The sequence below is a fragment of the Solibacillus cecembensis genome (genome assembly GCF_050272495.1).
Lineage (GTDB): Bacteria > Bacillota > Bacilli > Bacillales_A > Planococcaceae > Solibacillus > Solibacillus cecembensis.
Map to the genome: position 1 here is coordinate 109,891 of NZ_JBNNMF010000008.1, position 24,237 is coordinate 134,127.

A 24,237-nucleotide genomic window follows, 5' to 3' on the forward strand; every position below is an offset into this window, starting at 1 on the left:
ATGTGCGGAAAAAGAGGATATATCGCTTTAAAGCATTATGTATTCCTTAAAAATAAGCACAATAAAAGGCGCTACTCGTATTACTTTTGCTGAGCATCGCCTTTAGTCAAATGTGTCTAAATCATCATAAAGTTCAATTGTTTTCCCCAATTACTAAGTGGCCTCCTTTAGGATTGTTTTATTGTTTTCCAGAATGTGAATGAATTGATTTAAAATCTTCTCCTCCATTTTCATAGAGCAATTCACTTCTTTTGCAATAATTTTGTTTACTTCTAAAATTGTGCTTACGTCGATCTTATGTTTTTCCGCTAGAAACTATACAAAATGTCTACTGCCGTTGATCGTTTGACTGCACAATTAAACGCACAAAATTTAGTTGCATAATTTCTAAAAATAAAATAAGAAATGTACTCGTCTAAGTTCTTGAAAAAAACGAGTTATGAAATTGATTCTTTTACTAAATCTTTTCAGGCTAATATTATGTTCGGCCTTCCATTATTACATCATCAGCTGTTAGGGAGCTCTATAACTAAAACTCCCATTATTTCTTTCGATAAATCGTCTAACTGTTAAAATAACAAATAAATAAAATGATGTCAGGTAAATGATGAAGCGACACTGTTTTTTTTCTAGATAATAATTCGACATTCTTTTCAAATTCAGTTTCACTTACAACTTGATTCAATGCTCAAATTTTTTAAATGTAGTACCAACCACGCTATAAGTAAATTCTGTTATTTGCATAGCATTTTATTAAGGAATGAAATAATCCACTATTCAGTTTACTTAATTCTCACGCCTTTGTTTTCTCGCCAAATAAGCCAACAAGACAAACATGAACATTGTCTGTACTAAAAATGCAATAGCATCCCAAAACGCTGCACGATCTTCTGCTCCCAGAATATTTAAATAAATTGTACTAAACACATAATAGAGCTGTGGTAAAAAATACAGAACTGCCAAAAGTAACGTTAAAAAAACTCCAACTATGTAAAATACACTATATATACGAATCAAATTCCATTCATCCTGGAACATCTCTTTATGATCCTTCCCTGATTTTCGATGTTTCTTAAAGAATGAACTTAAATATATTTTGCCACTCTCCATCAGGTTATAACAACCTGTTACATTTTCTACAACATAATAGACATCTGTTTTCATATAGAAACAGCATTGATAGATTGATTTAATAAAAATATCTAACACGATGATGCTAAGAATTCCTACAAAATTTGCATTTGGAAAAAGAAGCATAAAACTGAATGAAAGGAAAAGAATGATCTGCTCAAAAGACATGCCAGCAAGATACAGGATATTCCTCTGTTTAGAATCTAGCTTCCACGCTTGAGTTAGGTCGGTTTCAAAAACAATAAAAATGAGCCGGTTTCCTATACTTAATTTAGCAGGTAAATCATACGACCGAATGGCAAGGATATGCCCAAATTCATGAATTAAAATTAATACTATAGAAATTAATAGATAACTAATCATATTTAACACCATGGAATCGAACAGGAATATGTCCTTGTAATGAGGAAAAAGTTCTGGATTCAGTATAAGAATTAATATGTTCGATACTAGCAGAAGCAAGTAAACCTTGTTCATCGTTCCATTAAAAAACAAACGTCCAACCCTGTGTGGGACCCATAAGAAACCACCTGCATCAGATACAGATTTAATCTGCTTCTCTTTATCTCTATTAACTCGTACCCCATCCACATCTTGAACAAGGCCTAACTCGACCAATTGCTCCACAAATTCAATGATTTCCACTTCTTCCTCGGGATAAGAATCTTTTAGTGCATTTTCAATCGCAGCTAGTCCTTCACCTTTTACCAAACGTTTGATTGCATCAACACTTATCTCAGGCAATTCAAAGAAATCACCGGAAATCGGCTCCTCCACAATATAATTTTTTTTATCTTTTTGAATGGATAGCGGATATAATGCTATTTTGGATTGCAAGGATACCTTCAACGTATAGCCTCCTCTATAAATTAAAATAGGATGCTAAAATTATAGCATCCTATTTGTACTTCTTCATGGGTTCGGAGTAAACCAACACCACCAGCAAGTCACTTTAATTTTATTAAGTTTGCGAATTTTCACGTTTTTCTACTCCTCTCATGTCCATACCTTTACGATAGGTTTTAGAAATTTGCATCCAATTGGGGTAAACTTGTTTAAATAATCCGATCAATTGTGGATCGAACTGACTCCCTTGTCCATCGAGAATTCGTTCATACGCTTCTTCAAATTGAAGTGCTGGGCGATAGGATCTGGTTGAAGTCATCGCATCAAAAGCATCGGCAACTGCCGTAATTCTCGCTAAAAATGGAATATCTTCCCCTGCTAGGCTATCTGGATACCCTTTCCCGTCCCATCTTTCATGATGGTGGTAAATCACTTCAAGATTATCGGCAATACCATCGACTTCTCGAATAGCTTCGGCTCCAACTACCGGGTGCTTCTTAATAATATCATATTCTTCATCCGTTAATCTACCAGACTTTGTTAAAATTGAATCCGGTATATTAACTTTTCCAATATCATGTAATAGACAGGCGTAATAAAAATCATTTAACTCGGACGGTTTAAATTTTCCAGTAGCTTCCGCCATATTCATTGCATATGCAGCAACCCGTTCACTATGTCCCCGAGTATAGGGATCCTTCAACTCCAGTATAGCAATGACTCCTTTAACTATACCTTCCAATTGTTCGTCGTACGAATATTTCAATGCTTTAATATAATTTAAAAAACGATGAAGCAGTAAAAAGGAAATAAATGACAGTACACCCAGTACACTAATTGGAAACAAAATTAATGGATCCTGTATAAATATACCAACCAAAATGTATTTCAGTATTAAACCAAGTGTAATAAAAAATGAAAATTTCTTACTCACAAAGATTGGAGAGAAAAGTATAATTACAAGTTCTACCATGTTTCCACTAGTGTAAGTAAGCGTACTGTCTTTATAATGCAATATGTCTGAAACTACATTCGTTAAAAAATAACCGGAAAATAATATGTATTTTACAGATTGTGTTTTCTTCTTTTTAATCAAATAAATAGAAAACGGGATTAGCGCAATCATGACTCCATATTTAAAAAACATATAATCGTGCCATACGGAACCATTTGCACTAACATCGATCCACGGAAATGCTGGGAAAAGTTTATAATAAAATATATCATAAACAAAAAACACAATATTAAATAACCATAAAAATAATACCGTTGAATTCTTTTCTTCTTGTAACAAAGATGTTTTCTTCATTATTCACCTCTAAATTTATTGACCAATTAATAGACCTTAAGTTCCACATCTCAACTATGAACAAGTGAATATCATTTGTATTCTTTCCCATTTAACTTCTGAAAGCTATCTTCTATCAAACTCTCTACAATCCTAAATTGAGGCTGATGATCAATTATCAAAATGCCCTGAGTACAAATACCTTTATCTAACAAATTTAAAAACTAAATTTATATTAAACACCAGGGGCTTAAATGTCATACCCAGTGATGGCGATATCGCCCAATTATACCACCTATATATTCCCTTTTTTTGGTGTATTATACAAAATTATGTCCAATATACTTAAAACAGGTCTTTAGTCATTACATTTTAATAGAGGTTTCATTTCTATATAACTGTAATTATAGTGTTTTTTAATTAAATGTAAATATTTTTTTGTAAGAAACAGGTATTAACTCCAACAATATTTTGGTTCTTTTACAAATATGCTATTTTAAAACATAGAACATCAATTTCCTTTTAATCTGTGAAGATTTAGCGGTACAATTAGCAATTTCTACTTGGAATACTCTCCGTATTGCCAATTCTCTAGAAGAAACGGGACATGTAAATACCAGTTTTCAATACCAAAAAGCGACCAACAACCATATTTAATATGAACCAGAATAGGTTGTTTAAAAACAATACTGGTACTAGAAAAAAACAGCATCACCCCACCCACTTTAGTAACTTTCATAGAATGTTCTACTTCAAACACTTGATCGACCTCTTGAAATAGTTCCTCTCTAAATTCACTTTCTGTTTGTTCTTTCTTAACCGTCAAAAAGCGCCACCTGTTTATCAGGGAAGCTATTCAAATCATTCATCTTTCATACATGCCTCGAATTTCTTCCATTGGTAAATCCACTTCACTCTCAGTCGATAAAATAATGCTTCACATTGTATCTACCTTCCCACTTACGTTGCAATTCCGGTGTAATTATTTTGTATGATTTATTCTAAATATCTACTAAAAGAAAAATTAAAAATGACTCCATATAGAATGAGCATTGCACAAATGACATATATTATAAAACGAATATCCAATCTTGCTGGTATTAACAAAGATATTCATCCACATCAATTAAGGCATAGCTATATCGGATTCGCCATTTCAGAAATTAATAAGTGACTTCCCAAAGGAAATCCGATATCTCTCTTGAAGACTTGTTCAGAGTTGTCGTTACCAGGTCGTAGTTTAATCACTTCCACACCCGTATTCCGGAATGTTTGTTCAAATATCTAATGCTCCGAAATGGCAAGTGCATGGTCAAAAAACTCTCTTTTCAATTTTTTTAACATCATTAATCACTTTTTCAATTTTCATGTATTTACGTTCACAAAAGACCACTTTTTTTAAGTGTTCCATATTCACTTTGGCAATGTATTTGAGATTGCCTTGAAATTGTTATAACCATAAGTCATTCTCCATGTTCTTAATTCATCCCATTTCCATTGCCTTGATTGTTCATTTAATACACTATTTATGAAATTTAGTTCACTTTGAACGTAGTTGTTTTAATAAATTTTGGTCGGGGTATTGACTTGCTTAAAAAAATAGGTGAATAAAGATAATGGAGGCGATTGAATGATTACGAAGGGGCAGGCTTTATTAACAAAAGCAGATTTTCAAACTAGAACAGACTTGCCGAGTTGGCTCTATAAAGAATACGAAACTTTTCACAACACGGTAACTGATAAAACATTCCCATGTTTTTTTGGAATGAGTGGCGAGCAGAAAGATGAACTTCGCTACGCTTATATCAATCAAGACGACTGGAGTAATCTACCGTCTGCAGTAGCGAGTTTTCTAGATTTATTTAAGTACCCTAACTACAAGAGACACGGTCTTTTTGTATTTGTAGAGCCTTTTGAGCAAGAGGGTTCACTCGAAGATTATCGAAAGCAATTTTGGGGTATACTCCAACACTTACATAAAGTGGATGTAATCGAATGGCCTAAAAACAGTCCGCGTGACCCTGAGCATCATTTATGGGATTTCCGTTTCGCTGGAGAGCCAATCTTTGTGTTTGGAAATGCTCCAGCATATAAGAAACGAAAGACTCGTCATCTAGGAAATGCGATGGTTCTTGGATTTCAGCCTCGCAAGATATTTGAAGGGTTAGAAGGAACTAAAAAAGGTGGTATTATGTCACGTGAAAAAGTTCGTAAACGTGTAGAAGCTTGGGATCAGCTGCCTAAGCATCCAGATATCGGCCACTTTGGTGACCCGACGCATAATGAATGGAAGCAATTCTTTATTGGCGATGATATCGAGCCAATACAAGGCAAATGCCCATTTCAGCATAAATCAAAAATATAAACTCTAGTCCCTGATCAAGAAGATATATTTGCCACCTTCAATTATTTGCTTTGCGGTTTTATAATCATTGCTCTTTACTTTATCCATAAAGGAAATAAATGCTCACAAAACAAAGGACGAATTTCACTTACAGAAATTCGTTCTTTTTTTAGTCTATTAGTTCAAGGCAAGCACCGCTTCACAACGGTGCTTGTAGGTTCATCCGTATAGGCCGCAATTTTTATATCAACGGAATCGAAACTATTTTCGTTTTCATATAAATATGTTGGCTTATACAACTTCTCGGAGTAGTAAAGGAAAATCAGTTAGCTGTATGCCCAGATTTGGAAATGGTTAGGATCAATTCTATCATAAGATGACTTAAGCAAATATCATAGTATAAATGATGAATACACACCATAATATCAAGAAAAAAGTGGTTGGACGTGGTTGTTTGAGCATTTTAAACCCCGTTGACCTTTATGTTGAGTTTAGAGAAGGAATTACATATACAGAATCAATAATCCATAGACACTAAACACTGACACACTTCGATATTACTGCAAACCTTTTTTGAAAATTGGATGCTGGCCTTGCACAGAGAAAACAGATGAGTCGTACAGATTTGTACAACAAAGCTCTGCAGCTCATGCTCTTGAGCCAGCCTAATAACTCCACACTTCACCAAAATCTATGCTGGAAAGCCTACATATACGAAAGGTATTTTTTATTTCATTTTATGTATCACTTAAAAATAAGCACAATAAAAGGCGCTGCTCGTATTACTTTTGCTGAGCAACGCCTTTAGTCAAATGTGTCTAAATCATCATAAAGTTCAATTGTTTTTCCCAATTACTAAGTGGCCTCCTTTAGGATTGTTTTGTTGTTTTCAAGAATATGAATGAATTGATTTAAAATCTTCTCCTCCATTTTCATAGAGCTATTCACTTCTTTTGCAATAATTTTGTTTAATTCTAAAATTGTGCTTACGTCGAGCTTATGTTTTTCCGCTAATTGGAATGCTCGCTCTAACTGACCGGTCACCATCGGCAGTCCCCCTTTACATATGATATGCTCTAATTCTACCTTATTTACATAAAAATTTCATCTATTCTAACATAATAATTAAGAATCTTTTGAATAATTACGGATATTTATACTGTATATACGGCTTTCTCCATAAAAAATTTATCTATCACTTCCCTACCGGTTTTTAGATTTATTCTTCGGAACAATGAAGTATACCAACCATTTTAGCCTCACCAGAAGTTTTTAGCAGTTTTAAAAACTACATAGAGCAAGTTCTCCATTTTATGCATCCATTCCGCATAGTTTATCCATGTTTATTCAAAAAACACCTCTAAATAACCTTCAAGAAATAAATACCCTACTTCTTACTTCTTTTCGAATGCACAAATCTCAATCCATTTTTGTAAGGACAACATTACGTCTTTGAACGCTTGACCACTCGCAGTTAGCTCATATTCCACTTTTTTCGTTGAAGAATCGATTAATCTTTTAGTGACTAATTTAGCATCCACTAAATCATTCAAACGATCGGTAAGTAATCGGTCGGAAATCCCAGGGATATTCGCAATCAGTTCGTTATAGCGTTTTGGTCCAGATAATAACGTGTAAATAATCATCCCCATCCAACGCTTGCCTATAAACTCAATTGCTTCATGGTAATTGCTGCAATAATTATTACAGTTTTTTTTATCAATCGCTTTACTCAATAATAACACCTCCATTTATTCATTCCTTTTCTGTTATTGTAACATACTTGATTTTATTATTTGACGGATAAACTTACTAATGATAAGATACCTTTCGTAAACAAACTTACAAAAGGTAAGTTTAAGGAGGAAACCATATGACAAAAGAACAAGATTCAAATTTATATACGATTATGAATGCAAGAAAATCAGTGCGCGTGTACGATCCTAATTTTAAAATGTCTCAGCAAGAGTTAGAGGGCATTATTAAAGAAGCAACATCTGCCCCTTCTTCTAGTAATCTTCAAGCGTGGAGATTCCTTGTTATTCAAGATGAAAAAACAAAGGTTGAGCTTCGTGCTATTGCAAATAACCAAGAGCAAATTGAAACTTCATCTGCAGTCATTGCCGTATTAGGGAATGCCGAGATGTATAAAAAAGTGGAACAAATATATACTCAAAATGTAGCAGAAGGCCATATGGGTGAGGATATAAAAGAACGAACGATTAAAAATACACATCAAACATATCCATATGCTCCATTCGAAACAAGAAAAAACATTGCTACCTTTGATGCTGGTCTTATTTCAATGCAATTAATGTTAATTGCTAAAGAAAAAGGTTTCGACACAGTAACAATGGGCGGATTTGATAAAGATAAATTTGCGGAAAAATTCGAACTACCTGAGCACATTTTCCCAATTGTACTGATTGCCATTGGTAAAGCAGCTGCACCAGCATTCGGTTCATCACGTCTACCGTTAGATGAAATAATTCAATTTATTTAACAATAAAAATCATTCATTTTCTACTGAAAAAAGTGATTCCAATTCGCTACCTTTGACAAAAAGGTAATAGGCTTAGAATCACTTTTTCTTATAATAATGACTTCCTCGCCTTTAGCTAAACATTTTAAACATGCGTCATCTGATACCCAATGGAACGCGCTACCTACCCCTCAGTTTTCATTATTCTACCCGCCATATTAGTTTCTTTGTATATCTCACATTATTCGTAATATACCCATCCACTAATAATTTTCGAACACGCTTCTGTTGGAATTTTTCAATGACTGGCAGATTAAAATATACGTGTATTTTTTTGTCAACCTCGTGTAAACGCTTCACCACCTTCTCTGATACAATTAGGGATTCTAAGCCAATCAATTCATAATCATTTTCTACTGCATCGTTAAGTGAAAATTCACGATTTTTGTAGAGACGAACGAGCGGAATCGATGGTGCAAGTTCTCTTACTTTTTCCAAACTTTCCGTCTCAAAGGATGCAATGATTATACGCTCTTTATCTAGTAAATCGTATTTTTCCAATAGTGAAATCAGTTTATCTTCCACTAAAAGCTCCCCATCTACTGATTTTGTTTCGATATAATAATGCATTTTTTGACCAAACTTTTGGAATATTTCTTCTAACTTTGGAATTGGTGCCCTATGACCATTTTCCACTGTTTCAAATTGGGAAAGTTGTTTCCATGTCAGATCATTTACTTCACCGGTACCTGTTGTTGTCCGGTCTATATCAATATCGTGCATCGGTACAAGCACACCATCACTTGTCATGCGTATATCTATCTCAATCCAATTTGCTCCGTCTTTGATAGACTGCTCAAATGCTTCGATGGTATTTTCATTGAATTGATCTACCGCCCCTCTGTGCGCAATAATCAAAGCTTCACTACTTACTTTCTCCACATCATTACTAGTAGGATTTTGATAGTAATAAAGGACGGCTACGCAAAAAAATAGTGCAAAACAAGTAAATATCCTAATCATCAAACAATTCCCCTGACTAATTCATGTAATATTAGGAAGTTCCCTTTTGTATTGCATAATAAATCACATAAATCCATCCAAATATTCCGTGAAGGATTGCCCACAGTATGGACTTGTTAACAATCCAGGAGATGAATATTGCAAATACAACGCCCAATCCAATCACACTGGATATTAGCTTTCTTATTTTTTTTACTTTTATTCCTTTTAACATTACACCCAACCAATCCTTTCTGCCCTCTTCTCAAACAATATATTCCGTATACGTAATACCTTATGCAAAGCCCTATACAACTTTTCCGCAATAGCTACCCATTTATTACAGCCAACCTAGTCCAAGTAACACATGTTTACAATGACCTTCTGTTAGTTGTCTAATTCGCTGTATCGTTTTTCAAGTACAGTCATGGTATTCTGCTAATGCTTAGAAAATTATTGATTTTTTCATAAAACCACTAAATTCAGCATATTTACGTTCGTTAAGTAAAAGAGTTTCATAATTTCCGTTGCAGCATTAGTTGGAGATACACCTGAAATAATATTTAACATATACCCATTTATTTAAAAAAGATGAATTCGAAATGAGTGAATTTGAGGTACTATTTGAGGTACCTCGTTTAATGCATGAAATTCTTAACCTACTAGCAAATGATTTGTTGCTGTGAACATTTCGGAAAAAATCTTATATATCAAGGTTTTAATCATAAAAAAACACCCAAAATATTATTGGGTGCTTCGAGTTTTTTATGACAACCACTTTGGTGGTGTATTTTTGGACCAGTAAATTTCGCCTAAATCATAATGCTTCACGAAATTGTCTTCGAACGTGTGGTAATGGAAATTGTAATAATAACCGTCAAATGGACGATTTTCTGTTCGAACGTGGAAACGAATAATATCTTGATTTAATTCATTGTCCATAATGTGAAAAATCTTTTCTGCATATTCGCCACTCGGTCTTTCGGAAATAACGGCATTCTTAAGCTTGTCCTCACCTAAACGATCGACTGTGAATGCAATTGCTTCCTCAATCTTCGGGAAAATATTCGTTTCAAATTCATTTTCAATGACCGGACCAATACGCGTTCCAAATTTCATATAAGACTGCTCTTTTGCTGCGGCTGTAATAGATTCAACAGTTGGTCTTGTGTAATCATCAACTATGAATTCATCGAGCTGATAGGCCGAGGATGTATGATTGTTGTCGGACCGTTCAAATGCCCGATTCGAATTATTTTCCTCTTCAAAATTTGCCCAAATTTCGTGTTTCGGCGTAATCATGCCAAATGTTAATACGGCTACGGATACGACGAGTGATTTATATAACCATTTTTTCATGCGCTCCACCTACCTAATATATGTATAATTTATAAACAAGCTCTCTTAATTATATACGAATAATAGAAGAAAAGGTTTCATCTTTTTTCTTTTCATTGTACAATAATTATGAATCTTATGTACGTTGTTTAAAGGAGGTAAATTTTAATGGACACTTCAATCGTAATCGGTCTTGGCTTACTTTTAATGTTAGGTTATATGACTTCTTTATGCTTCACGGACTAATTTTATCTTTTATTCCTGCCACTCAATTTCGAATTGGGTGGTTTTTTCCAATTCGAAATATTAAGTGCAACACCCGACAAAATAAAAAAAGCCCCTAACGCCCCCCGTGTAAAATGTTGTTACTACACAAACATTTAAACGGAGGAAATCGTTATGAGCTACACATATATTATAACTATATTCAAACGTGCAAAAATATTATTGAAATGAATCAGAAAATAAGCGAACCAGCCTTATTCATTTAATGTTGCGGGATTCGTTTTATTTTGCGGCTTTTCCTTATTGTCACCCGTATTTTGCTTTTTCGCCTGATTGTTCTTTCCAATTACACCTAAATCATCGGCACTAATGTCGTACCCGTAGCCAAACTCTTCTCTACCTACCTTTTTCTTGCCACGATTATCTTTTGTCAAAATATCACCTCCATAAGATAGATTAGCCAGTTAGTCAAAATCTATACTTAAGCGATATTTCAAAAAAACTTTCAACCTGTTTGCAAGTAAAATGAAGTGAACTCCTACACCTTTGTCCTATAAATTGGACAAGGGGCACCTTCAATTAAGAAGGCACCCCTTTAGTATTTGATAGATAGTTTTATAAATAAATGAAAGTCTCAACCCGATCATCCGGGGAATTTATCTATTATTAGAAGCGTAAAGCTCCATTTTTAACCGCGGTAAAATTCAACTAATTTTTTCTAACTTAAGCAACATAGTCCCAACCTTCTACTATGTCCTTGCAGCCCTTTAGCATGCGCCAGTGTGAAAAAGTATCTTCAAAAACACTAGTGGAACGCCAATTTATATATACTACTATCTAAAATAGCACATACAAATCATAGCATAGATATGTTCCTTTGTAAAACCAATTGCCCGGCTATGCTTTTTTTACACAATCCGCTATACTAATAGCTATTATGTTTTTGGCGTAAATTCGTCCACATTTCGACTAAAGGAGCGACATTACCATGAATGAAGTAGAAACTGATCTTTCCATTCAAATGAAGCGCATGGGCATTGCGATTATTAATATGGAGCAAAATCGCTTTATGGCCGCGCAGCAAACGATGGATATAACGACACTTGAACAAGATGTCTATACACAATTTTTCGAACAATATATTGATGCGACATTAAATAGTCCAAAATCCGTAGCGTGCAAATTTTTAGATTCAGATAATGATATTTTGACAAAGATGAATCGTTATATCGAATATCCAGATGATACACATTTTTTATCGCTAACAAATGATTTATCCAATAAATTATTCCAAATTATGCAAAATGTTTCGAGTAGTAATGGCTCTGTTTTCGTTGCCCATGTGGAATTAATTGGGGAACAGTACTTACTTCTCCTGAAGATTGACCCACAAGATGCAGTACAAATCGATTTGGAAACACGCGATTTAAAAACGATAGAAAATATTTTACCTGATGCCTTTAGCCGCGTTCAAAAATGTGCGCTTATTCGCATGGATTACAATCCGTTAGAGGAAAACTTATACGTGCTCGACAAGCAATCTGATGTAGAGCCAGCTAAGTTTTTCATGGAAACTTTTTTACAGGCGACTCCCGTTGCAACGGATAAAAAGAAAACGAAAATGTTAATGACCGAGCTTTATGAAACGATTCAGCCGACTTTAGCAGAGGACAAGGCCCCTCTTTTACAACAAGTCATTGATGAAGAATTTGAAAATGGTAAATATATTGAACTTGAAGCATCTGTGCATAATATTTATGAAGCAATCGCACCTGATGATGAACGTGAAAACTTTGTCTCGCAGCATTCAAAAACATTTATTAACGAATTTACCGAACGGAACCCTAGCTTCACACCAAATTTTGAAGCGAAACGTGATGACTTACAAGTAGTATATAAATCCGAAAATAATGAAATCGTTTTTAAATATGATAAAAGCTTAGATCATATTGATATTCAGCATGATCAAATGAGCGGTACGTACACGATTACGATTAAAAATAGCGATGATTTACAATTTGCATTAAGAAAAAAATAGGCACACAAAAGGCAGAAACGTTGATTGAATGACGTTTCTGCCTTTTGTTTGTTACGGTTTATTATTTCGATGTTAATGCGATAAATTCCTCAACATCTTTTTCGCATAACGCAATACCTTTTAACCAGAAGTCTTGTTCTGTAATATCTTCCCCTAAATGTTTCATCGCTAAATCTTCCACCGTCATAACGGCTGTATCGCGTAATAAGGCCATGTATTTTTCCTCGAACCCTTTGCCCTCTTCTTTTGCCTTTGCATAAATACTAAGAGAGAATAAGTAGCCAAATGTGTACGGGAAGTTATAAAACGGCACACCTGTAATATAGAAATGCATTTTAGATGCCCAGAAATGTGGGTGTGTTTCGCCTAATCCACCTGCATGTGCTTCAATTTGCGCTTCTTCCATTAATTCATTTAAACGCTTTGAAGACACCATTCCTTTTTTGCGTTCCTCGTAGAAGCGTGTTTCAAATAAGAAACGTGCATGTATATTCATTAAAAATGCAATGGAGCTTTGTACTTTATCTTCTAATAATGCGATTTTTTCCTGCTCATTTGCTGCTTCTTGCACCGCTGCATCTGACACAATCATTTCTGCAAATGTTGATGCTGTTTCTGCTACGTTCATAGCATAACGGCGGTTTAATGGGTGCACAGGTAACAGTGCATGTGTATGGAATCCATGGCCGAGCTCATGCGCTAACGTTGAAACGTTTGACATCGTCCCAGAAAACGTCATGAAAATACGTGATTGATCGGATAATGGCACGCCTGTACAGAAGCCACCCGCACCTTTGTTATTACGGTCCTCTGCTTCAATCCAACCATCTTCAAATGCCGTACGTGCATAAGATTCCATTTCCGTACCGAAACGACCAAAATGTTTTAAAATAAACTCTGCCCCTTCTTGGTAGCTAACTTTCGTCGTTGAATCTGTTACAGGTGCATTGAAATCAAACCAATCCAGCTTTTCTTGTCCTAAAAGTGATGCTTTATGTGTTAAATAGTTGGCAAATGTCGCTTTACGAGCAGTAATCGCCCCCCACATGGCATCAAGTGTTTCTTGATTCATACGACTAATTTGTAATGGTTCTTGTAAAACCGAATCCCACCCACGCTTTTTATAAACTGCTAAACGGAAGCCTGCAAGATGGTTAATTGTTTTCGCAAAAACTTCCTCGCGCTCCGTAAATACTTTTTCTAATGCTTCAAACGCCGCTTTACGCACGTTACGATCCGCATGTCCACTTAAATTATTTGCTTGACCAACCGAAAGTGATTTCAGCTCGCCATCTACTTCCACTTCCACTTTTATATCACCAATTAACATCGTATACATTTGGCCCCAAGCGGAATAACCGTCCACACCTAGTGCAGAGATGAGTGCTTCTTCATTCTCTGATAGTGTCATTTTCGATTTTTCGCGCCACTCCGTTAAAATAAAGGCAAATGGTGAAAGTGCCTCCGTTGCAAGTAATTGCTCAAATACAGACTGCCCGATTTGACCTAATTTTTGATTGAAGCTCTCTAGAATTGGAGAGAAATTGGCTGCGACACCTGCTAATTGACCTTGTAATAACACCGCATCACGGTCAGTTGTATCTTGAGAAGTTAGGCATGAAATAACTGCACCCGCTTGCGACACATGCATAAACGCTTCTTTAATTTCTTCTAAAATGGCTACTATTTCATCCGCAGCATCTATTGTTTGTGGTACATCAAATTGCGTCACTTTTTTAGTTAATTGTTCAAATCTCGGTGTTAAATTTTCAATATGCTGTTTCAATTCCGGGGATGCACTTCCACCTGGAAAGAATACATCTAAATCCCATACTTCAGGATATTTTACGTTTACCATAAAAACACGCCCCACTTTCAGAATAGTAATACAATAATCATTTTACTAAATTTTCAATGTTTTTGATATAATTATTTCGAAATTTGAAATAATTATACGAAATTAATCCCTAGTATTTCAGAAAATTGAGGGCAAATAAACACTTTATCAACTAAAATGGGGAACCTTGAGAAATCTAGTTTTGAAATGAATATGAAGATTGATGCCATAACAAACCATATTTTTCTACTTAGCGAAGATTTAAAAATCGTTAAAGAACAAACCGTGGGTAATTCTGGTTCAAAATGCTTTTCAAATATCACTTCCTAGTGACTAGTGATTGATTCGTTACCGAAGTAAATGGTTAACCTAGTTCATTCTTACTTTTCAGAGCTCCCCCCTTTCCATTCAGTTCGTTCAGTGGCATCGCTCCATACGTTCAAAATCATTTCCCCACTACTATTAAGTAGCTAATCATCATTCACCCATACTATAATTATTGAGTATTTATCCTCCAACAAATCCTTTGCATTTTTATTTTCCAAATCGGCTTTTATGGAATTCTCGAAGTTTTGTTCAATATTAATTGAACCTACTCCTATTTTTCACGATTAAACTTGGAATTCTTTTGTTCGTCCGATCTATTGATAATTCATTCCGTACAAAAACGAGATCGACTTGCGTTCTAGATTCTTGCTCTACTGAAAATGATTTGACTTCCATTCACAGTTTTATTCAAACAATGATTTTTTCTGTTTAATTGCATCTTACCAACCCTTTTATCCAACTAAAATATAAAACCTTTAATCATACTTAATTTAAAAAGATTGATACTAGCATATTTTTATAATATAAAATAAACACTTGGATAAATGTGACTTTATAGTATAAAATTACGATACAAAAAAACTAAATCTATACTTTTACTAAATGAAGACATCGTGCGAATGTTGATTTGATTAGGTATGATTATTAAGTTTTTATAAATGTATAAAGAAGAAAAGGATGATATTTTTGGTGGACTTCACACAATCAATAAACACACAAGTAACAGATGATTTAGTTGTACAAGCGATTGAACGTAATGTAGCTATTATCCGCTTTGATATGAATCGAAAAGTTGCCTATGTGAATGAACTCTTTGCAAAAACGATGGGCTATACAGTAGAAGAAATGATGGGAAAACACCATAAGGATTTTTGCTTCCCCCATTTTATTCGAAGTTCAACCTATGAACAGTTCTGGCATAGCTTAGAAGCAGGTAAAAGCTTTCAAGATAAAATCGAACGAATGGATGCATTTGGAAATAAAATTTGGCTTGAAGCTACTTATATGCCTGTGTTTGCGAATAATTCAAAAAAAGTAATTGGCGTATCTAAAATCGCAACAAATATAACAGAACGACAAAATTCAATTATTATTGTTGCAGATGATTTGAAGCAAATGTCTAAACAACTTTATAGTCGCTCAGAGGCCGGCATAAAAAATAGCGAAGATTTACTTGTAACAATTCAACAAATTTCAAGAGAGTCTGAGGAGAACGTTAAAAATTTGGCACAGTTGCAAAGTCATGCTGAATCTATTAAAGGTATTGTCAAGACGATTCAAGGAATTGCATCTCAAACAAATTTATTAGCATTAAATGCAGCTATTGAAGCAGCAAGAGCGGGTGAATATGGAAGAGGTTTTGATGTTGTAGCAAAAGAGGTTAGAAAACTTTCAGTAAGGGTTGAGCAATCCATCTCTGAAGTGAAAGAAAATATAGATGGCATAGTTGATGAAATAGGACAGGTTACCGAGAGTATTACACGTTTATCTGACATGGTTGATGTAACGAATGGGCAAATTAATATAACGACTCGCGACTTTGTTGAAATAGCATCTGCTGCGGAGGAATTAGATAATCGTTCCAATCGATTTATAGAAACAGTTTAACTTGATTAAGTAGATGTCTCTTATCTATAAGTACCATGCTGATGTTTATTTTCAAGTGGCAGGAAGCCAATTATGACAAGGCAGACTCAAGCGGAACTATGCGGTATTTTTGGGTTGACTAATTAGTTCTTTTTACAACAAAGTCGTTCGAAAGTGAAAATGCCTAAACGCAGTTAAATCAACGTTTAGACATTTTTACATTTGCACATTTTTAGTTCAAATATACCGTTTGAGATCGCCCCTAATTTTAATTAACTATTAAAAAACTAGGATTAAATGATATTTTACGCAAAACAAGAAATTTCTCCGTTCTTAATGATGATGGGACTGCCCCCCACTACTAAATCATTTCACTATAATATTGGCGAAATTAAACGAGAAACAGCTTCACGAACTTTTGTCCAGTTGCTACGTTGTTCATAAAGGGCAGGCGTCATTTCAAAGCTATTTTGTTGATCTTGTTCAAATAATGTGCGACATTTTATAGTAAGTGCCTCATCAAATAATATCGCATTAATTTCAAAGTTTAAGCTAAAACTTCGCACATCAATATTCGCCGTTCCAATCATCGTAATTTCATCATCTATTACCATCATTTTCGCATGAAGGAAACCTTTTTCATAACGGAATATGCGCCCGCCATGTCGTAGCATTTCCCCACCATACGCTGAATTTGCGCCATAAACAAACGGATGATCCGTTACAGCCGGTGTCATAATACGCACATCGACTCCCGATGAAGCAGCAATTTGAATCGCATGTAGAAAGGCTTCATCCGGTACAAAATAAGGCGATTGAATATAAATATACCGTTTTGCACTTAGAATCATACGAATATAACTATTTTTGATCGACTCATATTCCGTATCTGGTCCACTAGAAACAATTTGAACAGGTAGTAAATTTTCTACATGAAATGACGGGAAATATTTCATATCTGTCTGTTCAAGCATTTCATTGCGTGCTTGATGCCAGTCAAAAATAAAGTGTGCCTGCATGCTGTAAACAGAATGTCCTTGAATTTTTAAATGCGTATCGCGCCAATATCCTATTTTTTCGTCTAGACCCGCATATTCCTCCCCGACATTAAAACCACCAATATAGCCGATTTGCCCATCAAGAATAACAAGCTTGCGATGGTTTCGGAAATTAATACGTGGATTTAATAATGTAAAATAGGATGAGAAAAAGGCTTCAACTTCACCGCCCGCATCTATTAGCTCTTGAAAATGCTTTTTCATTAATTTTCGCGAGCCTAAATCATCGTAAATCACTTTTACTTCGACACCCTGCTGTGCCTTTAAAACGAGCGCATCATAAATACTTCTACCGACTTTATCCATTTTGAAAATATAATATTGCATATGGATCGACTGCTTTGCCTGCTCAATATCCTTGATTAATGCGGTAAATTTGTCCTTTCCTTCTGAAAAAATTTCCACTTCATTATGGGCACTTAATAGCGCTTGATTGTAATCAACATTCATTTGAATTAGTTGCTGGTGCTCTTTTGTTACGGCATTTGGAAATTCATACGTATTTTCGTCTATTTTTTTCTGTTGCTCTTTAAATACCGGTAACGATTCATTTTGATTGATTGTCATCCACCGAACAAAATTCTTTTTCCGTAAGTTTCGACCAAATAATAAATAAAAAACAAATCCGACAATCGGAATGAAAAATAAGACAAATAACCAGGCCCATGCAGATGATGGACTTTTACGACTAATAAAAACAACAAACAATGCGAATAAAAAGTTTAACGCATACAGTGAAATTGTAAAAATACCGGTGAACGTCATGTTTTTCCTCCTTTTTTTATACATCTATATCTTTTACCAATCCATTTCAAAATAAACTCTCTGCTTTATTGCAAGATGAGCTTTTGGATTTTAAGCAAACCACCTTAAAGATACCGCCAAATAAAAACCACCTACCCGTTATTTGGTAGGCGATTATCGATACATTTTAACTTTAATTCCATCCATGTTCGAGTTTGAGTTTTTTGAAAGAATGGATGAGCATAAACCGCTGGATGCCTTTTGCTGCATGAACTGCTTTCACCGAAGCCTGTTCAAAACGCTGCTGATCCTTTTTCGCAAAAGCAAGTTGCGCCTCAATCGCATATTTCATCCATTCGCGCTTTATGTCATACTCCACAAGTTGCGCTTCATTTCCTTGCACAGCGGCAATTAACGCCTTTCCATATAGTTTATGTTGCGTATTCTTCAGCTGTTCAGCAAAATAGTGTGCACGGTCGTAATCTTCTAATAAAATCGTCCGGTTCATCTCGAATGTATTTTTCATAGCAGGCTGTTTATAATGGGCAATCACTTCTTCCATAGCTGCCAGTTCCTCTTCCTTTGTCCCATTTTCCACCGTTAAAATAAACTTCATGAATGGATCTTTTTTATGATTTTCTATGTATTTTTTGACTTGCTTCATATTTGTTGAAGCATATACTTTATATAACATATTGGCAATGACAAGGAGCCCCATACCGGCAATAATCCCCATACTCCACAAAAATGGTAAATTAAATACACCCGACGCAACCCCTACTACAAGACCAAATATAATAATTTGAAGCCAGTTTACCATCTCAAATCCCCCCAAAATAAACAAGTCATTCTATTATATACACTCTCACAATAAATAACAGTTAAATCTGATATTCCTGCTAAGTTTATGTATTAAAAAAAGGATGTTTTCAAAACTCCCATTGAAAACATCCTCCATTTTATATCACTACAATGAGTCTATTTCTGTTTTTTCAACCCTTTTGAAATTTGCTTCCACTTTCTTTTTTCAGTTAATTGGGCAGCAACATTTGTTTTCTTTTCGATGTAAGCAGCCTCTTTTTGTAATTTGAAATAGTTTTTTAATCGGGATTCCTCTAAATTGCCTTCATTAATTGCTTGAAGTACCGCGCAATGAGGTTCATTTTTATGTGTGCAATCACGGTAGCGGCAATTTTGGGCAAGTTCTTCAATATCTGAAAAACTTGCTTGTATGCTGTCACCTTGATCCCATAATTGCAATTCGCGCATTCCAGGTGTGTCGATTAAGCACGCGCCCGTCGGTAAAACGACTAGTTCCCGGTGTGTCGTCGTATGGCGCCCTTTCGCATCGTCTTCTCGGATATCCGATACTTTCATTTGTTCGGTCGCTAATAATGCATTCGTCAATGTCGATTTCCCCGCCCCAGATGAACCGAGTAGCGCAGCCGTTTTTCCCTCTGTGAGCATGGCGCGTAATGCATCTAACCCTTCTCCAGTAACGGCACTTAACGCAATAATTTCGACGCCAAAAGCAACTTGCTCGACTTCTCGAATATACGGCTCGACATCGTCACAAAGATCTGTTTTCGTTAATACGACAACCGGTGTGGCGCCAGAATTCCAAGCCGCGACTAAATAGCGTTCTAAACGGCGAATATTGAAATCCGCATTGATGCTCATGACAAGTAGCACAAGATCAATATTTGAGGCAACGATTTGTTCATCGATTTCAAGCCCCGCCATTTTGCGTGAGAATTTCGATTTTCGCTCTAATAAATGATGGATAATCGCTTTTTCCTCACCTGGCATTTGTTCAACTAATACGAAATCACCGACTGCTGGATAATCGACACGTGAAAAGGCTTGATACGCATAGCTTCCTGAAACTGTCGCGAGCCATTCACCTTGTTCTGTCAACACGCGATAAGAATGCTTGTGCTCCAATAATACACGCGCTGGAATTGTATTTTTTACCGTTAATTGTTCTAGTTGTTGTTCAAAAAATGGGGTAAACCCAAGTTGTTGTAAATTCAATGTTTTTTCCTCCTAAATGGACATCTTGTAATTGGCCCTCCTTTACACAAAACGTGCGGGATGAAGCCATTTCTTTTGTGGATTTTCATTTTTTACGTTTTTCTCCACGAAAAAAACCTTATGAGAAGCAATTCAGCTTATCACAAGGTTTACGATGCACATTTAAAAGGTATGCAAGATTAAAAATCAGCACACAAAAGGCATGTAATTGGTGACAAACTGAATTGCTTTTTTACACTCTTCGCTATAATTGTCATCCTACATCACCTTCTTTCAAATTAATTATTTTCACTATACCAACATTTGGATGTTCCTGTCAATAGTTTCCCAAAAAATATTTCTTCTACATATTTTCTAGCATTCTAATTAAACATTCTGAAATAGCGCAATTTTTCCTACTATTTATTCATTTTATTGAAAAATCCCTTTATATAGTCTATATTTATAATATTTTTAAAGGGATTGAGGTATGTTTACGTGTTTTATTTTATTCAATTTATTATTGGTGGAACCGTGATGTTGCTTGCAGCTTGGCTTAGCCGTTCCAATTTACATTTTCTTTCGGGTGTCATTACTTTACTGCCGATACTAACGTTATTCAATATGCGTCTTCAAATGAAGAGCATGACCGATGAAACATTCCATCTCGTTCAGCAAAATGCTATAGTTGGTGCAATCGGCATCGTCCTATTCACGGCCCTTGTTTTTTATTTTTCAGGTATTTGGAAACCTGGACAAGCTGTCATGACCGCGCTCGCTATTTATGTCCTCTTTATGATAGCGGGAAAACAAGTTTTAAGTATGCTGCAGCAAGCATAATCGCTAACTAGAATGGATGAAAGGTTACGTTTATCTATTCTAGTTATTGAATGCGATTAACTTCTTCCCACGGATCGCCGTAGTCATTACGGTTAAAATCGATTATACTCAGTTTTCCTTCTGGCGAAATTATCATATTCCCGACGTGATAATCCTCGTGTTGAAAACATTACGGTTTCTCTTCAAGTTGGTGTCTGTATACCAATCAACAATGACTAACTTGCCGTTCATATTACATACAAGAATTTCAGTATCTTCACCATCCCCCCTACATCCTTAATAATTTCTACAGGTAAGTGCAAATAAAGCCCCCCATCCATATAGCCCGTTTCCAAATCCTGAATGGATAGCTCATTTTCATTTCCAGCTAAATATACAGGTGAATTTTTTACTACATTTTGATCCGCGCTAGGTATAATTTTTTCCTTTATATTACTAATTTCAGACACGACTATTGCATTTCTTTCGGTAATATCATTCGTTTCATTTTGACTACAACCAACTAATAAAAGTCCACTTGCGATAAAAATCATCATTAATTTTTCCATATTATTATCTCAATTATATTTTCGTTACTAAAAATTTAGCAGTAGCTGCCTGAAAACAATTTAGTGTTAACGGGCAAAAAATCAGTTATGGTCGCTTGTTTAATCAACTTGCTGTTTAGGAATGATATAAAAATAAAAGACAAGCCCAATAATTATAGCTGGCACGAGCGCAATATAAATATTTTGCCCAAAAGTTATCAACACGATTTTTATGATTTCACTAACATCTCTGCTTAGAATGTCTTGATACAGCTCTTTTTCTTTCAACCCTTTAATCAATATCGTAAGCACAAAAATAAGGCAGTAGCTAATAAAGGCATAGTGTATGCTTTTTTTTGATCTACTTTCATTCGTTTGATCTTCAATCATTAATGCTTCTAATGATACATTGAGAATTTCTGATATTTTTATCATATTCTTCTTACTTGGGTAGCCATTCCCTAATTCCCATTTCGATATGGATTTATTACTCACATCTAGTAACTCCGCAAGCTCCTCCTGTGTAATGCCTTTTTGCCTACGGTATTCTTTTAATTTTAAACTCAATATACTCTTTTGCATTTTTCATCCTCCTCGTGATCTTATTTATTTTATTTTTGAATAAATGCCACTTTTTTTGAAGGAATTTCTCAAAATAGAATTCTATTTTACAATTTCATCCGATTTCCGAACAAGAAAGTTCCTGAATATCGTACGAATTTTATGTTCAAAGTAATTTTTGTTCCACTACTATGCTATTCCTCTAATTAGTTATTAATAATTCGAAATACCATTTTCCACCTAAAATAACCTCTTACGGATATACTACCCTAAGAGGTTATTCTTCACTAAATATTGTATGAATTATTTATTCTTTAATAGGAGAATACAAAATCCATCACTCTTACCCTAAAACTTCTTAAACAATCCAACGATCAAAACAATAAGCCCAACTAGGAAGAACAGCGGTAATAACAACATAAGCATTCCAATTGCCGCAAACCCGTCTCCCTCATAAATTCCATAGATAAAGGAAAGTAACCACGAAAGCAATGGCGTAATGACCAGCATCGTGACCACTCCCCAGGCAAGCCATTTTGTTTTTAGCTTTGCATGCCTTGTGAAAAATGCAGTAAGCCCAACACCTAGTAGTAGAAGACATGATGCAGTAAAAATCGCGATTTCTCCTGAACGAAATCGTTTCGTTTCAATAAGTGGATGTTCCATCGGCAAGTATTGCATTTCATTTGTCAATATAAATTGCTTCACAAAATTAGTCATTTCCTCCGTATTTACATCACCGGTATAGCCAATTTGATAAATAAATCCGTTGTAATACGTGTAAAATTCATTCGCCCTTGTCGCCGTTACGTTAATTGTATTCGTTGATTCGTTATAATGAAAATACGAAAAAACATAGCCGCTATCCGTCGTTTGTTGCAAATGATATAACAGTGTATCATCTGTTAAAGATTGCCTCGTCAATTTATTGCCAAATGAATCCGTCTCATCCATTTCTAGATTTTCATCATGCACATTATCCATAAAGTATTTCGACATGGATATATTTAATAAGTTTCCGTCCTTATTTTTAAAATGAAATTGCAACCCCGGTTGCATCCCGTCATTTACCGCAATCACTTCGCCCGTATTTTTTTGATAAGGTGCAGGCAACTCTGGAAACGTAACATCATTAGCGAATGTAAAATGGTTCAAGGTAACCGGTTTAAAGTAATAAAGATCTACGTAATTTCGGTGATTGTCAAACTCTTTAAACGCCTCGCTTGTAACGACACCGTCTCCACCAATTTGCTCAAAAACTTCCAAAATCCGCACATCTGATGCTGCATGTTGTGTGTTCGTACTTGCAGGTGAAAATTGCAGTAGTAGAAACACCATGATCGCCACACTCATAATAGAAACAAAAACCGGGATTAATTTTTTGTTTTTGCGAGCATTCAAATTTTTCTTAACATGCTGAAAAACGGCTTGCTCATGCTTTTCCGTGTTGCGCAATTCCTTCAATTTATAAGGGCTCATTTTTCAACACCTCCCATTCCACCATCTCCAACTTTTGCTTTAATTCATTACGCCCCTTCACTAAACGGGATTTCACGGTGCTATCCGGTATATTTAATAGCTGTGCCACCTGCTTAGCATTAAATCCTTCCAAATAATAATAGGCAATCACTTCCCGCTGCTTCACCGGCAAACTGAAAATCGCAGCACTAATCATGTCCTCTTCATCTTGGAGAACTAATTGATCAACTGGCATCACTTTTTTGCCCGCAAACCATTTTTCTTGAAACCGTAATTTTTGGTAATGCCAACTTTTCAAATGATCCTTCGCTTTATTAACAGTCATTTTCATTAAGTACTTCTCTACCGCATCCCCTTGTAACGAGCGCTTTTTTTGAAAATACTTAATAAAAACATCTTGGACAATATCTTCAGCCGTATGTAAATTTTTCGTATAATAATAGGCAATTCTTAGTAAAATAGCATTATGCTTTTTCATCAGTTCGTCAATGATTTCCTCGTCCATCTAGCCACGCCTCCTTTCCCCTCTCTTACTATAACGATTGCCAAAAGCGTTTGGTTGAAAAATGT

General features: G+C 35.2%; 21 protein-coding genes and 3 pseudogenes. 7 read left to right on the plus strand and 17 right to left on the minus strand.

What is annotated here, in order from left to right:
- Window positions 1-786: 786 nt before the first annotated feature.
- The 3 genes from ACQKIH_RS09185 to ACQKIH_RS09195 all read right to left on the minus strand — a co-directional run bounded on the left by ACQKIH_RS09185 (window position 787) and on the right by ACQKIH_RS09195 (window position 4,091).
- Window positions 787-1,980 carry a PqqD family protein gene (locus ACQKIH_RS09185; RefSeq protein ID WP_427765305.1) on the minus strand — a complete coding sequence of 398 codons (1,194 nt, stop codon included), beginning with the start codon at window positions 1,978-1,980 and terminating at the stop codon, window positions 787-789.
- 112 nt (window positions 1,981-2,092) lie between these two features.
- Window positions 2,093-3,286, minus strand: a complete 1,194-nt coding sequence (locus ACQKIH_RS09190) for an HD-GYP domain-containing protein (RefSeq protein ID WP_427765308.1) — start codon at window positions 3,284-3,286, stop codon at window positions 2,093-2,095.
- 538 nt (window positions 3,287-3,824) lie between these two features.
- Window positions 3,825-4,091, minus strand: a complete 267-nt coding sequence (locus tag ACQKIH_RS09195; protein WP_057988762.1) for a hypothetical protein — start codon at window positions 4,089-4,091, stop codon at window positions 3,825-3,827.
- 210 nt (window positions 4,092-4,301) lie between these two features.
- Between ACQKIH_RS09195 and ACQKIH_RS09200 the strand changes: the two are divergent.
- Window positions 4,302-4,406: pseudogene (locus ACQKIH_RS09200) on the plus strand (integrase); the annotation flags it as partial.
- A gap of 489 nt (window positions 4,407-4,895) precedes the next feature.
- A complete protein-coding gene (locus tag ACQKIH_RS09205) occupies window positions 4,896-5,630 on the plus strand; it encodes a YqcI/YcgG family protein (protein WP_427765310.1) in 735 nt (244 codons plus the stop codon).
- Between the two features lie 834 nt (window positions 5,631-6,464).
- Here the strand turns inward: ACQKIH_RS09205 and ACQKIH_RS09210 are convergent.
- Together ACQKIH_RS09210 and ACQKIH_RS09215 are read right to left on the minus strand one after the other, a co-directional pair.
- The gene (locus ACQKIH_RS09210) at window positions 6,465-6,656 is read right to left on the minus strand and encodes a hypothetical protein (RefSeq protein ID WP_057988758.1); all 192 of its coding nucleotides are present in this window, start codon (window positions 6,654-6,656) and stop codon (window positions 6,465-6,467) included.
- Window positions 6,657-7,003: 347 nt separating this feature from the next.
- Window positions 7,004-7,354 (minus strand): winged helix-turn-helix transcriptional regulator, encoded by a 351-nt coding sequence (locus ACQKIH_RS09215; RefSeq protein ID WP_427765384.1) that lies wholly within the window; start codon window positions 7,352-7,354, stop codon window positions 7,004-7,006.
- Window positions 7,355-7,482: 128 nt separating this feature from the next.
- Between ACQKIH_RS09215 and ACQKIH_RS09220 the strand changes: the two genes are divergently transcribed.
- Entirely contained in the window at window positions 7,483-8,112 is a 630-nt protein-coding gene (locus ACQKIH_RS09220; RefSeq protein WP_057988754.1) for a nitroreductase family protein, read from the plus strand.
- Window positions 8,113-8,292: 180 nt separating this feature from the next.
- Here the strand turns inward: ACQKIH_RS09220 and ACQKIH_RS09225 are convergent, their stop codons facing one another.
- From ACQKIH_RS09225 to ACQKIH_RS09235, 3 genes are all read right to left on the minus strand, one after another.
- Window positions 8,293-9,114, minus strand: coding sequence for a glycerophosphodiester phosphodiesterase (locus ACQKIH_RS09225; RefSeq protein ID WP_427765314.1), 822 nt, complete (start codon window positions 9,112-9,114; stop codon window positions 8,293-8,295).
- Window positions 9,115-9,858: 744 nt separating this feature from the next.
- Window positions 9,859-10,452, minus strand: a complete 594-nt coding sequence (locus ACQKIH_RS09230; RefSeq protein WP_057988750.1) for a YpjP family protein — start codon at window positions 10,450-10,452, stop codon at window positions 9,859-9,861.
- 458 nt (window positions 10,453-10,910) lie between these two features.
- Window positions 10,911-11,090: a hypothetical protein gene (locus tag ACQKIH_RS09235; protein ID WP_057988748.1), complete on the minus strand. Its 180-nt coding sequence runs from the start codon at window positions 11,088-11,090 to the stop codon at window positions 10,911-10,913.
- 554 nt (window positions 11,091-11,644) lie between these two features.
- On the opposite strand from ACQKIH_RS09235, the gene ACQKIH_RS09240 reads away from it, so the two are divergent.
- On the plus strand, window positions 11,645-12,694 hold the full coding sequence (locus tag ACQKIH_RS09240) for a nucleoid-associated protein (protein ID WP_427765318.1): 1,050 nt from the start codon (window positions 11,645-11,647) through the stop codon (window positions 12,692-12,694).
- Between the two features lie 61 nt (window positions 12,695-12,755).
- Here the strand turns inward: ACQKIH_RS09240 and ACQKIH_RS09245 are convergent, their stop codons facing one another.
- Window positions 12,756-14,552 carry a M3 family oligoendopeptidase gene (locus ACQKIH_RS09245; protein ID WP_427765320.1) on the minus strand — a complete coding sequence of 599 codons (1,797 nt, stop codon included), beginning with the start codon at window positions 14,550-14,552 and terminating at the stop codon, window positions 12,756-12,758.
- Window positions 14,553-15,536: 984 nt separating this feature from the next.
- On the opposite strand from ACQKIH_RS09245, the pseudogene ACQKIH_RS09250 reads away from it, so the two are divergent.
- Window positions 15,537-15,929, plus strand: a pseudogene (locus ACQKIH_RS09250) (PAS domain-containing protein); the annotation flags it as partial.
- Between the two features lie 45 nt (window positions 15,930-15,974).
- Entirely contained in the window at window positions 15,975-16,466 is a 492-nt protein-coding gene (locus ACQKIH_RS09255; RefSeq protein ID WP_427765386.1) for a methyl-accepting chemotaxis protein, read from the plus strand.
- A 353-nt stretch (window positions 16,467-16,819) separates the two neighbouring features.
- Here ACQKIH_RS09255 and cls read toward each other — a convergent pair whose 3' ends face one another.
- From cls to rsgA, 3 genes are all read right to left on the minus strand, one after another.
- Window positions 16,820-18,268 (minus strand): cardiolipin synthase, encoded by a 1,449-nt coding sequence (gene cls, locus ACQKIH_RS09260; protein ID WP_427765323.1) that lies wholly within the window; start codon window positions 18,266-18,268, stop codon window positions 16,820-16,822.
- A 172-nt stretch (window positions 18,269-18,440) separates the two neighbouring features.
- Window positions 18,441-19,067: a hypothetical protein gene (locus ACQKIH_RS09265; protein WP_057988738.1), complete on the minus strand. Its 627-nt coding sequence runs from the start codon at window positions 19,065-19,067 to the stop codon at window positions 18,441-18,443.
- Window positions 19,068-19,225: 158 nt separating this feature from the next.
- A complete protein-coding gene (gene rsgA, locus ACQKIH_RS09270) occupies window positions 19,226-20,281 on the minus strand; it encodes a ribosome small subunit-dependent GTPase A (protein ID WP_427765326.1) in 1,056 nt (351 codons plus the stop codon).
- 477 nt (window positions 20,282-20,758) lie between these two features.
- Between rsgA and ACQKIH_RS09275 the strand changes: the two genes are divergently transcribed.
- Window positions 20,759-21,100, plus strand: coding sequence for a hypothetical protein (locus ACQKIH_RS09275; RefSeq protein ID WP_057988734.1), 342 nt, complete (start codon window positions 20,759-20,761; stop codon window positions 21,098-21,100).
- Window positions 21,101-21,149: 49 nt separating this feature from the next.
- On the opposite strand, the pseudogene ACQKIH_RS09280 reads toward ACQKIH_RS09275, so the two are convergent.
- The 5 genes and pseudogenes from ACQKIH_RS09280 to ACQKIH_RS09300 form a co-directional block, all read right to left on the minus strand.
- A pseudogene (locus tag ACQKIH_RS09280) lies at window positions 21,150-21,296 on the minus strand (aminoglycoside phosphotransferase family protein); the annotation flags it as partial.
- A 31-nt stretch (window positions 21,297-21,327) separates the two neighbouring features.
- Window positions 21,328-21,648, minus strand: a complete 321-nt coding sequence (locus tag ACQKIH_RS09285; RefSeq protein WP_427765329.1) for a putative periplasmic lipoprotein — start codon at window positions 21,646-21,648, stop codon at window positions 21,328-21,330.
- A 99-nt stretch (window positions 21,649-21,747) separates the two neighbouring features.
- Entirely contained in the window at window positions 21,748-22,209 is a 462-nt protein-coding gene (locus ACQKIH_RS09290; protein ID WP_427765332.1) for a helix-turn-helix domain-containing protein, read from the minus strand.
- Between the two features lie 327 nt (window positions 22,210-22,536).
- A complete protein-coding gene (locus ACQKIH_RS09295) occupies window positions 22,537-23,667 on the minus strand; it encodes a hypothetical protein (RefSeq protein WP_427765335.1) in 1,131 nt (376 codons plus the stop codon).
- Window positions 23,654-24,172 (minus strand): RNA polymerase sigma factor, encoded by a 519-nt coding sequence (locus ACQKIH_RS09300; protein WP_427765337.1) that lies wholly within the window; start codon window positions 24,170-24,172, stop codon window positions 23,654-23,656. Before ACQKIH_RS09300 ends, ACQKIH_RS09295 begins: the two co-directional genes overlap by 14 nt.
- Window positions 24,173-24,237: the final 65 nt, after the last annotated feature.

Excerpts from the sequence above, each read along its gene's own strand:
- ACQKIH_RS09245 (WP_427765320.1), bottom strand. The coding sequence starts at position 14,552 with ATGGTAAACGTAAAATATCCTGAAGTATGGGATTTAGATGTATTCTTT.
- ACQKIH_RS09255 (WP_427765386.1), top strand. The coding sequence starts at position 15,975 with ATGTCTAAACAACTTTATAGTCGCTCAGAGGCCGGCATAAAAAATAGC.
- ACQKIH_RS09225 (WP_427765314.1), bottom strand. The coding sequence starts at position 9,114 with ATGATTAGGATATTTACTTGTTTTGCACTATTTTTTTGCGTAGCCGTC.
- ACQKIH_RS09295 (WP_427765335.1), bottom strand. The coding sequence starts at position 23,667 with ATGAGCCCTTATAAATTGAAGGAATTGCGCAACACGGAAAAGCATGAG.
- ACQKIH_RS09230 (WP_057988750.1), bottom strand. The coding sequence starts at position 10,452 with ATGAAAAAATGGTTATATAAATCACTCGTCGTATCCGTAGCCGTATTA.
- ACQKIH_RS09240 (WP_427765318.1), top strand. The coding sequence starts at position 11,645 with ATGAATGAAGTAGAAACTGATCTTTCCATTCAAATGAAGCGCATGGGC.
- cls (WP_427765323.1), bottom strand. The coding sequence starts at position 18,268 with ATGACGTTCACCGGTATTTTTACAATTTCACTGTATGCGTTAAACTTT.
- ACQKIH_RS09290 (WP_427765332.1), bottom strand. The coding sequence starts at position 22,209 with ATGCAAAAGAGTATATTGAGTTTAAAATTAAAAGAATACCGTAGGCAA.
- ACQKIH_RS09285 (WP_427765329.1), bottom strand. The coding sequence starts at position 21,648 with ATGGAAAAATTAATGATGATTTTTATCGCAAGTGGACTTTTATTAGTT.
- ACQKIH_RS09190 (WP_427765308.1), bottom strand. The coding sequence starts at position 3,286 with ATGAAGAAAACATCTTTGTTACAAGAAGAAAAGAATTCAACGGTATTA.
- ACQKIH_RS09300 (WP_427765337.1), bottom strand. The coding sequence starts at position 24,172 with ATGGACGAGGAAATCATTGACGAACTGATGAAAAAGCATAATGCTATT.
- ACQKIH_RS09205 (WP_427765310.1), top strand. The coding sequence starts at position 4,896 with ATGATTACGAAGGGGCAGGCTTTATTAACAAAAGCAGATTTTCAAACT.
- ACQKIH_RS09265 (WP_057988738.1), bottom strand. The coding sequence starts at position 19,067 with ATGGTAAACTGGCTTCAAATTATTATATTTGGTCTTGTAGTAGGGGTT.
- ACQKIH_RS09210 (WP_057988758.1), bottom strand. The coding sequence starts at position 6,656 with ATGGTGACCGGTCAGTTAGAGCGAGCATTCCAATTAGCGGAAAAACAT.
- ACQKIH_RS09220 (WP_057988754.1), top strand. The coding sequence starts at position 7,483 with ATGACAAAAGAACAAGATTCAAATTTATATACGATTATGAATGCAAGA.